Below are 11,222 nucleotides of genomic sequence, written 5' to 3'. Positions count from 1 at the left end.
GAACAGGCGGTCGCCGCCGGCGCCCGCCTCGTCAACGACGTCAGCGGCGGCCTCGCCGACCCCCGCATGATCCCCGCCGTCGCCGCCACCGACGTCCCCTTCGTCGTCATGCACTGGCGCGGCTTCAGCGACAACATGAACAGCCTCGCCGTCTACGACGACGTCCTCGGCGAGGTCACCGCCGAGCTCCGCGCCCGCATCGACGCCGTCGTCACCGGCGGCATCGCCCCCGAGCGGATCGTCGTCGACCCCGGCCTGGGCTTCGCCAAGAACGCCGAGCACGACCTGGCCCTCGTCGCCCGCCTCCCCGAGCTGCGCGCCCTCGGCTTCCCCGTCCTCGTCGCCGCCTCGCGGAAGCGTTTCCTCGGCCTCCTGGCCGGCGCGGCCGACGCCGCCCCGCCGCCCGCCCGCGAACGGGACGCCGCCACCGCCGCCGTCTCCGCCATCGCCGCCCACCAGGGCGCCTGGGCCGTACGGGGGCACGAGGTACGGGCGACCGCCGACGCGGTTCGGGTGGCCCGCGCCGTGGAAGGGGCTCTTTGACCGACCGGACGCACAGCCCGGACGCACAGGGAAGGGGAACGGTGAGCCGTACCGACATCGAAGCCGTCGAAGAGGTCAACGCGGCCTTTTACGAGGCCATGGAGCGGGGGGACTTCGACGCACTGTCGGCGCTCTGGCTCGAGGACGAGATCTCCTGCGTCCATCCCGGCTGGCCGGTGCTCTCCGGCCGGGGCGAGGTGCTGCGCTCGTACGCGCTGATCATGTCGCACACCGAGTACATCCAGTTCTTCCTCACCGACACCAAGGTGGCCCTCATAGGCGACACGGCCCTGGTCACCTGCACCGAGAACATCCTCAGCGGGGGACCCGCCGAGGAAGCCGGTGAACTCGGTCCGCTCGTCGGCCAGCTGGTGGTCGCCACGAATGTGTTCCGACGCACACCGGAGGGCTGGCGCCTCTGGTCCCACCACGGTTCTCCGGTGCTCACGGACTCCGATGACGAGGAGGAAGAGGCCTCCGACTGACCCCAAGGGCGGGAGCGAAGGTTTATCGCAGGTAAATTCGAAGGTGGACGACGCCGACCGCACTCGGCGTAGGCCCAAGGACCCGGGGAGTCCCGGGACCGGAAGCACCTACGAAAGCAGGAGTGATTCGCGTGGATCGTGTCGCGCTGCGCGGCCTCAAGGCTCGCGGGCACCACGGCGTCTTCCCCCGGGAACGCGAAGAAGGCCAGACCTTCATCGTCGACCTCGTGCTGCACCTGGACACCCGCCCGGCGGCGGCCGGGGACGACCTGGCCAAGACCGTGCACTACGGCGTCGTGGCCGAGGAGGTCGTCGAAGTCGTCCAGGGCGAGCCCGTGGACCTGATCGAGACCCTCGCCGAGCGGATCGCCCAGCAGTGCCTCAAGCACGAGGCCGTGGCCCAGGTGGAGGTCGTCGTCCACAAGCCGGACGCGCCCATCACCGTCCCCTTCGACGACGTGACCATCACGATCACCCGGAGCCGCGTGTGAACAACGGACAGAACGCCCAGAGCGACCCCACGGTCCAGCCCGTCCCCGCCTCCGTCGTCGAGGCGGTCGACGCGGCCGACGTCACCCTCTCCAACCCCAAATGGGCCGTGATCGCGCTCGGCGCGAACCTCGGCAACCGGCTGGAGACCCTCCAGGGCGCCATCGACGCCCTCGGTGACACCCCCGGACTGCGGGTCAAGGCCGTCTCGCCGGTCTACGAGACCGAGCCCTGGGGCGTCGAGCCGGGCTCCCAGCCCTCGTACCTCAACGCGGTCATCGCCCTGAAGACCACCCTGCCGCCGTCCTCGCTCCTGGAGCGGGCGCACGCCGTCGAGGAGGCCTTCGACCGGGTCCGCGACGAGCGCTGGGGACCGCGCACCATCGACGTGGACATCGTGGCCTACGCGGACGTCGTCTCGGACGACCCCGTCCTCACCCTCCCGCACCCGCGGGCACACCTGCGCGCCTTCGTCCTGGCCCCCTGGAACGACATCGACCCCGAGGCCCAGCTCCCCGGCCGCGGCCCGGTCGCCGGCCTGCTGGCCGCGATCGGCCTGAGCGGTGTCGCGCCGCGAACCGACCTGGAACTCCGTCTCCCGGAATAGCCGTTAGCGTGTTCAGGCAGCAGCCACTGAAACACCGACCCGGGGACGGACAAGTGAAGCAACTGAGGCCGGCGGTCCTGGCGGGCATCTTCGTGATCGCCGGGGTGCTGTCCTGGGCGGGCGCCCGCCTGTGGAACGCCTACGGCACCCTGCCGGGCGTCCCGCTGGCCGCGCCGATCGTGCTGGCGGTGATCGCCGTGGTGCTGTTCGCCACGGCCCTGTCCCTGCGCGCCCGCCTGAAGGCCCAGCGCGAGCGCCGTCCGGGGGCCAAGGGCGTGGAGCCGCTGATGGCGGCCCGCGCCGTGGTCTTCGGCCAGGCCAGCGCCCTGGTCGCGGCCCTGGTCGCCGGCATGTACGGCGGCGTCGGCGTCTTCCTCCTGACGGACTCCCTGGACGTCCCGGCCCGCCGCGACCAGACCTGGTACGCCGGCGGCTCGGTCCTGGCGGGCGCCGCGGTCATCGCGGCCGCCCTCTTCCTGGAACACGTCCTGAAACTCCCGGACGACGAAGACCCGGCCAAGGCCCACGCGCCCGCCTAGCCTCCCGGGCTCCGGCCCTGGGCCCCCTGGGCCCCGTCCGACCTGGCAGACCTCAGACGGGCCCCAGCCGCTGCCACAGAGGCGGCACCAGCGGCCCCAGGTCCTCCCAGTGACAGACCTCCAGCGACACGATCAGGCCCCCGTCGGCGAAGAGCATCGCCTCGCCGACGTACGCACCCTCCGGGGACTCGACGCACCGGCTCGCCACGACCGGGGAGGCCCCCGCCTCCACCCGCGCCGCCGCCGCCTCACCCGGCTCGACCCGCAGGTACTGGCTGGGGCAGCCGCAGGTACAGCCGGCCTTCATCCGCGCGTACGGGATCTGGGCCCGGTAGACCGGGAGCTCCCCGGTCTCCCCCGCCAGCAGGATCTCCAGCGTCCGCCGGACGTCCTCGCTCAGCGGCTGCCAGCCGGCCGGCCCGGGCACGGGGTCAGCGCGCCATGATCAGGCTCATGGCCTCGTTGCGGGTCGCGGGGTCGCGGAGCTGGCCGCGGACGGCCGAGGTGATGGTCTTCGCGCCCGGCTTGCGGACGCCGCGCATGGTCATGCACATGTGCTCGCACTCGATGACCACGATGCAGCCGCGCGGGTCCAGGATCTCCATCAGGGAGTCGGCGATCTGCGTGGTCAGCCGCTCCTGGACCTGGGGGCGGCGGGCGAAGACGTCCACCAGGCGGGCCAGCTTCGACAGGCCGGTGATCTTGCCGTCGGCGGACGGGATGTAACCGACGTGGGCCACGCCGTGGAACGGGACGAGGTGGTGTTCACAGGAGCTCATGACTTCGATGTCCTTCACCAGGACCATCTCGTCATGACCGAGGTCGAACGTCGTCGTCAGGACGTCCTCGGGCTTCTGGTACAGGCCGGCGAATATCTCCTTGTACGCCCGTGCCACGCGCGCCGGGGTCTCCAGGAGGCCCTCGCGGTCCGGGTCCTCGCCGACCGCGATCAGGAGCTCGCGGACGGCCGCCTCGGCGCGCTTCTCGTCGAACTCGCCGATCGTGCCCTCGTCACCGGTCAGGGTCACTGGGTCGGTCATCTCTTCCTCGTTCCTGTGTGCGGACGGCGTACAAATGTGCCGCGCCCCCCAGGCTAGAACCTGGGGGGCGCGGCATCCATTCCGGGCCGGTCAGGCCTCCGGGCGGTCCTCCTGGGAGGACTCCGGGGACTTCTCGACCGATACGGCGGTCTGGGCCGAGGCCGAGGTGCCGTTGGCGGCGTTCGTCAGCTGGAGCTCCTTGGGAGAGAGCACCGGCGGACGGGTGGAGGGGGTACGGCGGGACGAGCCGGTCCACGCCGGGCGGGCCGGGCGCTTCACGATCGTGGAGAAGATCTCGGCGATCTCCTCCTTCCCCAGGGTCTCCTTCTCCAGGAGGGCGAGCACCAGGTTGTCCAGGACGTCCCGGTTCTCGACCAGGATCTCCCAGGCCTCGTTGTGCGCGGTCTCGATGAGCTTCTTGACCTCTTCGTCGACCAGCGCCGCGACCTCTTCCGAGTAGTCCCGCGGGTGCGACATCTCGCGGCCCAGGAACGGCTCGGTGTTGTCCCCGCCGAACTTGATCGCGCCGAGGCGCTCGGTCATGCCGTACTGGGTGACCATCGCGCGGGCCGTCGCCGTGGCCTTCTCGATGTCGTTCGCGGCGCCCGTGGTCGGGTCGTGGAAGACCAGTTCCTCGGCCGCGCGCCCGCCCAGCATGTACGCGAGCTGGTCGAGCATCTCGTTGCGGGTGGTCGAGTACTTGTCCTCGTCGGGCAGGACCATGGTGTAGCCCAGGGCCCGGCCGCGGGACAGGATCGTGATCTTGTGTACCGGGTCGGAGTTCGGGGAGGCCGCCGCGACCAGGGCGTGTCCGCCCTCGTGGTACGCGGTGATCTTCTTCTCCTTGTCGGACATGATCCGGGTCCGCTTCTGCGGGCCCGCCACGACGCGGTCGATCGCCTCGTCCAGCATCTGGTTGTCGATCAGCTTCTTGTCCGACCGGGCCGTGAGGAGCGCGGCCTCGTTCAGGACGTTGGACAGATCGGCACCCGTGAAGCCGGGGGTGCGGCGGGCGACGGCCGAGAGGTCGACGTCCGGTGCGACCGGCTTGCCCTTCTGGTGGACCTTGAGGATCTCCAGACGGCCCTGCATGTCCGGCCGGTCGACCGCGATCTGGCGGTCGAAGCGGCCCGGGCGCAGCAGCGCCGGGTCGAGGATGTCGGGGCGGTTCGTGGCGGCGATCAGGATGACGCCGCCCTTCACGTCGAAGCCGTCCATCTCGACGAGCAGCTGGTTGAGGGTCTGCTCGCGCTCGTCGTGGCCGCCGCCGAGGCCGGCGCCGCGGTGCCGGCCGACGGCGTCGATCTCGTCGACGAAGACGATCGCCGGGGCGTTCGCCTTGGCCTGCTCGAACAGGTCACGGACACGGGAGGCACCGACACCGACGAACATCTCGACGAAGTCGGAACCGGAGATCGAGTAGAACGGCACGCCGGCCTCGCCCGCGACGGCGCGCGCGAGCAGGGTCTTGCCGGTTCCGGGCGGGCCGTAGAGCAGCACGCCCTTGGGGATCTTGGCGCCGACGGCCTGGAACTTCGCCGGCTCCTGGAGGAACTCCTTGATCTCGTGGAGTTCCTCGACGGCCTCGTCCGAGCCCGCGACGTCGGCGAACGTCGTCTTCGGGGTGTCCTTGGTGATGAGCTTGGCCTTGGACTTGCCGAAGTTCATGACCCGGGAGCCGCCGCCCTGCATCTGGTTCATCAGGAACAGGAAGACGACGACGATGAGGACGAAGGGCAGGAGCGAGAGCAGCACGCTCAGGAACGGGCTGGTCTTGTCCGGCGTGACGGAGTAGCCGTCCGGGATCTGACCGGCTTCGTACTTGGTCTGGAGGTTCTGGGCGAGCTGGACGCCCTGGTCCCCGATGTAGTTGGCCTGGAACTTGGTGCCGCTGTTGTTGCCGAGCTTCTGGCCCTTCTTCAGCTCGATCTTGATCATCTGGCTGTCGCCGGTGGTCAGCTTGGCGCTGTCGACCTGGCCACTGTTGATCGCCTTGATGACCTCGCTGGTCTCCACCGACTTGTAGCCGCCGCCGGAGCCGACGACGTTCATCAACACGACCACGGCGAGGACGGCCAGCACGATCCACATGACCGGCCCACGGAAGTATCGCTTCACGTCCATCCATACGGGGTGCCGGGCACCCCGTCCCTCCTGCCCGTAGGTAAATGCTGCTGTGAGTAAAGACTGTTCTTCGGAATGTACCTCTGTATTGTCACCCGGCGCCCCGTGGGACGGCCGACAGACCCGCCTTCTCCTCCAACGGCGGGAATCGCCCCCGGGTTCCCCCCGGGGGCGATCGCGGTGACGAACGGGGTTCAGCCGCCGTAGACGTGCGGGGCGAGCGTCCCGACGAACGGCAGGTTGCGGTACTTCTCCGCGTAGTCGAGGCCGTAGCCGACGACGAACTCGTTCGGGATGTCGAAGCCGACCCACTCGACGTCGATGGCGACCTTGGCGGCCTCGGGCTTGCGCAGCAGCGTGACGACCTTGAGGGAGGCCGGCTGGCGGGAGCCCAGGTTCGACAGCAGCCAGGACAGGGTCAGGCCGGAGTCGATGATGTCCTCGACGATCAGGACGTGCTTGTCCTTGATGTCGGTGTCCAGGTCCTTGAGGATCCGCACCACGCCCGAGGACTGGGTTCCGGCGCCGTACGAGGACACCGCCATCCAGTCCATGGTGAGCGGGGTGGACAAGGCGCGCGCCAGGTCCGCCATCACCATCACGGCGCCCTTGAGGACACCGACGATGAGCAGGTCCTTGCCCGCGTACTCCGCGTCGATCTTCGCGGCCAGCTCGGCCAGCTTCGCGTCGATCTCTTCCTTGGTGATGAGCACCGACTGGAGGTCGTTGCCCATGTCCTTCTCGTCCACCCGCATCACTTTCGTTGTCGGCCGGGGCTCCGGAGGGTGTCCCCGGAGGACTCAGCCGTGTTTCAGCACCAATCAGCCCTGCCGGATGACAAGTCTGCCACCCTGCCGCTGGGCCTCGACGCGGCCGGGCAGGTTGATGGCTCCCTGGCCGCGCCATCCGGTGATGAGCCGGTCGACTTCCTCGATGTGCCGGGCGAAGAGGGAGCCGGCGGGGGAGCCCGCCGCGACCACGGCGCGGCGCAGCACCCGGCGGCGGACGGCGGGCGGCAGGGCGTACAGCTTGGCGCACTCCAGGCGGCCGTCCGCGTCGCGTACGCCGGCCTCGGCGTCGGCGGCCCAGGCGTCGAGGGCGTCGGCGTCGTCGCGGGAGAGCTGGGCGGTGCGGGCGAGTGCCTCCACGACCCCCTTGCCGAGTGCCTTCTCGAGGGCGGGCAGCCCCTCGTGGCGCAGCCGGGAGCGGGTGTAGGCGGGGTCGATGTTGTGCGGGTCGTCCCAGACGGGGAGGGACTGCACCATGCAGGCCTTGCGGGCGGTCTGCCGGTCGATGTGGAGGAAGGGGCGGCGGTAGCGCCTGGTGCGGCCGGGGCCTCCGGAGACTTCGGCCATGCCGGACAGCGAGCGGATGCCGGAGCCGCGGGCGAGGCCCAGCAGGACGGTTTCCGCCTGGTCGTCGCGGGTGTGGCCGAGCAGCACGGCGGCGGCGCCGAGCCGGTCGGCGGCCTCGTCGAGGGCGGCGTAGCGGGCGTCGCGGGCGGCGGCCTCGGGTCCGCCGTCGCGGCCGACGCGCACGGCGACGGACTCCACCGGGTCGAGGCGGAGCGCGGTCATGCGGTTGACGACCTCCGCGGCGCGCAGGTCGGAGCCGGGCTGGAGGCCGTGGTCGATGGTGATGCCACCGGCCCGGATGCCGAGCTTGGGGGCTTCGAAGGCCAGGGCGGAGGCGAGCGCCATGGAGTCGGCGCCGCCGGAGCAGGCGACGAGGACGAGCGGCGGGGTGGCGGCCGCGCGGTCTGCGGGGTCGGTCAGGTCGGTGAGGACGTCGTGGAGTACGCGGCGGACCGCCAGGCGTATCGCCGCGACCGCAGGATGGGGACCCATGTCCGGTGCCCTTCGTGGAGTTCGGATGCTCGGAGGCTTCGGGGTGTTGCTCGCGCGGGGTGGTCACTCAGAGTGCGTTGATGGTGACAGAAGCGAGCCGTTCCCCGAGCATCGCACGCCCTTCGACGCCTCACGGTCCCTCGGAAGGGTGATGCTGCTTCCCCCAGTGGGACATGTTTACGCCTCCCGAGTCACCCCTCTTCGCGCCCCGCGCTCCCCCTGCGGTGCACGCGCGCCACCCAGTCCGCGGGCTTGGCGATCTCCGACTTGGTCGGCAGCGTGTTGGGAGAGGTCCAGACGCGGTTGAAGCCGTCCATCCCGACCTCGCCGACGACGGCGCGTACGAACCGCTCGCCGTCGCGGTACTGGCGGAGCTTGGCGTCGAGGCCGAGCAGCTTGCTTGCGCAGGGCGGCGTCCAGGCGGCCGGCGCCGGTGGCGCGGCGCTGCTGGAACTTCTCGCGGATCTCGGCGACGGTGGGGACCACCTCGGGGCCGACCCCGTCCATGACGAAGTCGGCGTGGCCCTCCAGCAGGGACATGACGGCGGTGAGCCGGCCGAGGACCTCGCGCTGTTCGGGGGTCTGGACGAGTTCCACGAAGGAGTGGGCCTCGTCTCCGCGCTCGCCGTCGGGGCGGGCACCGGCGAAGGACTGGACGGCCTCGCGCAGCCGTTCCAGGAGGGCTCCCGGCTCGATCTCGGTGGCGCCGAGGAAGGCCTGGATCTCGCCCTCCAGGTGGGCGCGCAGCCACGGGACGGCGGTGAACTGGGTGCGGTGGGTCTCCTCGTGGAGGCAGACCCAGAGGCGGAAGTCGTGGGGGCTGACCTCCAGCTCGCGCTCGACGTGGACGATGTTGGGTGCGACGAGCAGCAGCCGGCCGCCGGTGGCGGGGTTGCCGGGGAGGTCGGTTGCGACGGGGGCGAAGGTCTCGTACTGGCCGAGGACGCGGGAGGCCAGGAAGCTGAGCAGCATGCCGAGCTCGACGCCGGTGACCTTGCCGCCGACGGCCCCGAGGACGGCGCCGGCGGGGGCGCCGCCGCGGCGGTCCTGCATCTTGGCGAGGAGCGGGCCGAGCAGTTCGCGGAAGCCCGCGACGTTGGCCCGGACCCAGCCGGCCCGGTCGACGACGAGGACGGGAGTGTCGGGGAGGGGGGTGCCCTCGGGCATCATCCGGGTGAACGCGCGCACGTGCTCCTCGGAGGTCCTGGCGTGCCGGCGGAGTTCCGCCACCACGGCCCGGGCCCCGTCGCGGCTGACGTCCGGACCCGGCCGTACGAGCCGGGTCGCGGTCGCCACCGCGAGGTTCCAGTCGACCATCTCCGCACCACCGATGCTCGTCATGCGTCAACGGTACGTGGACCTGCGCCGCGGCGGAGCCCCCCAGGGGGTGTCCGGCGGATCAGGGGGTGGTGGCGACGGCTGCGGCGAGTTTGTCGAGGCCCTTCTCGGCGGCGGAGCCGTCGGCGGCGTTCGCGGTGAGGAAGGCGAAGGCCAGGAGCCGTCCGGACGGGGCGACGACGGTGCCGGCGAGGGAGTTCACACCGGTCAGGGTGCCCGTCTTGGCCCGGAGCAGGCCGGCGGCGGGGGAGGTGCCGGCGTTGCGGGTGCGCAGGGTGCCGGTGAAGCCGGCGACGGGCAGTCCGGTGAGGACGGGCCGCAGCTCCGGGTGCTGGGGGTCGGCGGCCTTGGCGAGGAGGCCCGTCAGGAGGCGGGCGCTGACCTTGTCGGCCCGGTTGAGGCCGCTGCCGTCGGCGAAGCGGGAGCCGGTGAGGTCGACGCCGAGGGAGCCGAGGCGCTGGGTGACGGCCTGTTCGGCGCCTTCGAAGCTCGCGGGCTTGCCGGAGGCGAGGGCGGTCTGGCGGGCGAGGGCCTCGGCGATGTCGTTGTCGCTGTTGGTCAGCATCCGCTCGACGAGTCCGGCGAGGGGGGTGGAGAGGGTGGTGGCCAGCGGGCGGGCGTCGGGGGCGGGCTTGGCGGGGGCGGGTTCGCCGTTGACCTTGATGCCCCGGTCGCGCAGGAGGGCGGCGAAGGAGCGGGCGGTGTCCTTGGAGGGGTCCTCGCCGCGTTCGACGGGGCCGGCGGTGGAGTCGTCGGGGCGGGCCTCGTCGGCGGTGAGGGCGGTGACGGGGGCCAGGTTGTCGTTGCGGCCGATGGGGTGGCGGACGGGGCCCGAGTAGAGGGTGTCGTCGTAGCCGAGGGTGACGGTGTCGGTGCCGGCGGCCTTGAGGGCCTGGGCGGTGTCGGCGGCGAGGGCCACGAGGCTGCCGCCGGAGCCGGCCGGGCTCTTCTTCTTGGCGGTGAGGGAGGGGTCTCCGCCGCCGACCAGGACGATCTGGCCGGGGCCGGGGCCGGGGGTCACGGTGGTGCGGATCCGGTGTTCGGGGCCGAGGGCGGCCAGGGCGGCGCTCGCGGTGGCGATCTTGACGGTGGAGGCGGGGGTCATGGGCTCGGCCGAACCGGACTCGTAGAGGACCGCGCCGGTGACGGCGTCGACCACGGCCGCGCCGCGGACGGTCCCGAGCGCGGGGTCGGCGAGCAGGGGCCCGAGCGCCGCGGTGAGGGCGGCGGAGGGGGCGTCCGCGGGGCGCGGGGCGATGCCCTGGAGGACGCCGGGGGCGCTCGGCGCGGCCTGCGGTGGGGATCCGGCCGCGTGATCTGCGCCACCCGTCCGGCTCCAGGAGGCGGCCCTGTCCCGCTCGGCCTTACGCTGGCCGGAGTCCCAAGGACCGGCGGCCGAAACGGCCACCGCCGACAGGGCGAGGCCGGCGACGGCCGCCCCCGCGATGAGCTGCCACGTCTTGACCAATGGCACCTCGGACCAGCCCCTTTCGCGATCACACATATGCGTGAGGGACACTTAACCACTGCGTCTTGCCGCGAGCATGGCACCCCACCCCAGGGATGGGCCGGACGCGCACGCTTTTGAACAGAAAGCCATCTCGGAGCAGTCAAGCTCCGGCACAGGGCCGGAGCTGATCATGGAGGAGCAGGACGTGGAGTTCGACGTCACCATCGAGATCCCCAAGGGTTCGCGGAACAAGTACGAGGTGGACCACGAGACCGGCCGGATCCGTCTGGACCGTCGCCTCTTCACCTCGACCAGCTACCCGACGGACTACGGCTTCGTCGAGAACACCCTCGGCGAGGACGGCGACCCGCTGGACGCGCTCGTCATCCTGGACGAGCCGACGTTCCCGGGCTGCCTGATCAAGTGCCGCGCGATCGGCATGTTCAACATGACCGACGAGGCGGGCGGCGACGCCAAGCTGCTGTGCGTCCCGGCCTCCGACCCGCGTGTCGAGCACCTGCGCGACATCCACCACATCTCGGAGTTCGACCGCCTGGAGATCCAGCACTTCTTCGAGGTCTACAAGGACCTGGAGCCGGGCAAGTCGGTCGAGGGCGCCAACTGGGTGGGCCGCGCCGAGGCCGAGGCCGAGATCGAGGCCTCGTTCAAGCGCCTGGAGGCCCAGGGCGGCCACCACTGAGCTCCGCTCGGTAACCGCTAGAGGACGGCGGGGGGGGTCCCCCCCCCCCGGGGGGGGGCC

General features: G+C 71.5%; 12 protein-coding genes and 1 pseudogene. 6 read left to right on the top strand and 7 right to left on the bottom strand.

The window, feature by feature from the left end:
* The 5 genes from folP to VR44_RS05065 all read left to right on the top strand — a co-directional run.
* The coding region (gene folP, locus VR44_RS05085) for a dihydropteroate synthase (RefSeq protein ID WP_045946145.1) at window positions 1-543 on the top strand (543 nt) is incomplete at its 5' end.
* Between the two features lie 41 nt (window positions 544-584).
* Entirely contained in the window at window positions 585-1,028 is a 444-nt protein-coding gene (locus VR44_RS05080; RefSeq protein WP_094191436.1) for a nuclear transport factor 2 family protein, read from the top strand.
* 131 nt (window positions 1,029-1,159) lie between these two features.
* On the top strand, window positions 1,160-1,519 hold the full coding sequence (gene folB, locus VR44_RS05075) for a dihydroneopterin aldolase (RefSeq protein ID WP_045946144.1): 360 nt from the start codon (window positions 1,160-1,162) through the stop codon (window positions 1,517-1,519).
* Window positions 1,516-2,124 (top strand): 2-amino-4-hydroxy-6-hydroxymethyldihydropteridine diphosphokinase, encoded by a 609-nt coding sequence (gene folK / locus VR44_RS05070; RefSeq protein WP_045946143.1) that lies wholly within the window; start codon window positions 1,516-1,518, stop codon window positions 2,122-2,124. The genes folB and folK overlap by 4 nt, the downstream gene beginning before the upstream one ends.
* A gap of 53 nt (window positions 2,125-2,177) precedes the next feature.
* On the top strand, window positions 2,178-2,663 hold the full coding sequence (locus tag VR44_RS05065; RefSeq protein ID WP_045946142.1) for a DUF3180 domain-containing protein: 486 nt from the start codon (window positions 2,178-2,180) through the stop codon (window positions 2,661-2,663).
* Between the two features lie 52 nt (window positions 2,664-2,715).
* On the opposite strand, the gene VR44_RS40925 is transcribed toward VR44_RS05065, so the two are convergent.
* From VR44_RS40925 to dacB, 7 genes and pseudogenes are all read right to left on the bottom strand, one after another.
* Entirely contained in the window at window positions 2,716-3,090 is a 375-nt protein-coding gene (locus VR44_RS40925) for a hypothetical protein (protein WP_052713466.1), read from the bottom strand.
* 4 nt (window positions 3,091-3,094) lie between these two features.
* Window positions 3,095-3,703, bottom strand: coding sequence for a GTP cyclohydrolase I FolE (gene folE, locus VR44_RS05055; protein WP_045946141.1), 609 nt, complete (start codon window positions 3,701-3,703; stop codon window positions 3,095-3,097).
* A gap of 90 nt (window positions 3,704-3,793) precedes the next feature.
* The gene (gene ftsH, locus VR44_RS05050; RefSeq protein ID WP_045946140.1) at window positions 3,794-5,827 is read right to left on the bottom strand and encodes an ATP-dependent zinc metalloprotease FtsH; all 2,034 of its coding nucleotides are present in this window, start codon (window positions 5,825-5,827) and stop codon (window positions 3,794-3,796) included.
* Between the two features lie 194 nt (window positions 5,828-6,021).
* Complete coding sequence (gene hpt, locus VR44_RS05045; RefSeq protein ID WP_007264874.1) at window positions 6,022-6,582, bottom strand: hypoxanthine phosphoribosyltransferase; 561 nt, start codon at window positions 6,580-6,582, stop codon at window positions 6,022-6,024.
* 66 nt (window positions 6,583-6,648) lie between these two features.
* Window positions 6,649-7,674 carry a tRNA lysidine(34) synthetase TilS gene (gene tilS / locus VR44_RS05040; RefSeq protein ID WP_045946139.1) on the bottom strand — a complete coding sequence of 342 codons (1,026 nt, stop codon included), beginning with the start codon at window positions 7,672-7,674 and terminating at the stop codon, window positions 6,649-6,651.
* 191 nt (window positions 7,675-7,865) lie between these two features.
* A pseudogene (locus tag VR44_RS05035) lies at window positions 7,866-9,015 on the bottom strand (zinc-dependent metalloprotease).
* Window positions 9,016-9,073: 58 nt separating this feature from the next.
* Window positions 9,074-10,516 (bottom strand): D-alanyl-D-alanine carboxypeptidase/D-alanyl-D-alanine endopeptidase, encoded by a 1,443-nt coding sequence (dacB, locus tag VR44_RS05030; RefSeq protein WP_094191435.1) that lies wholly within the window; start codon window positions 10,514-10,516, stop codon window positions 9,074-9,076.
* Between the two features lie 151 nt (window positions 10,517-10,667).
* On the opposite strand from dacB, the gene VR44_RS05025 reads away from it, so the two are divergent.
* Window positions 10,668-11,162 (top strand): inorganic diphosphatase, encoded by a 495-nt coding sequence (locus VR44_RS05025; protein WP_045946146.1) that lies wholly within the window; start codon window positions 10,668-10,670, stop codon window positions 11,160-11,162.
* The last annotated feature ends 60 nt before the right edge of the window (window positions 11,163-11,222 follow it).

It is taken from the genome of Streptomyces katrae (assembly GCF_000966975.1).
Lineage (GTDB): Bacteria > Actinomycetota > Actinomycetes > Streptomycetales > Streptomycetaceae > Streptomyces > Streptomyces katrae.
Note: the sequence above shows the minus strand (reverse complement) of the source record. Positions and strands in the feature narration are given on the sequence as shown.

Coding starts and splice junctions, on each gene's coding strand:
- ftsH (WP_045946140.1), bottom strand. CDS start 5,827: ATGGACGTGAAGCGATACTTCCGTGGGCCGGTCATGTGGATCGTGCTG.
- hpt (WP_007264874.1), bottom strand. CDS start 6,582: ATGCGGGTGGACGAGAAGGACATGGGCAACGACCTCCAGTCGGTGCTC.
- folE (WP_045946141.1), bottom strand. CDS start 3,703: ATGACCGACCCAGTGACCCTGACCGGTGACGAGGGCACGATCGGCGAG.
- tilS (WP_045946139.1), bottom strand. CDS start 7,674: ATGGGTCCCCATCCTGCGGTCGCGGCGATACGCCTGGCGGTCCGCCGC.
- dacB (WP_094191435.1), bottom strand. CDS start 10,516: ATGTGTGATCGCGAAAGGGGCTGGTCCGAGGTGCCATTGGTCAAGACG.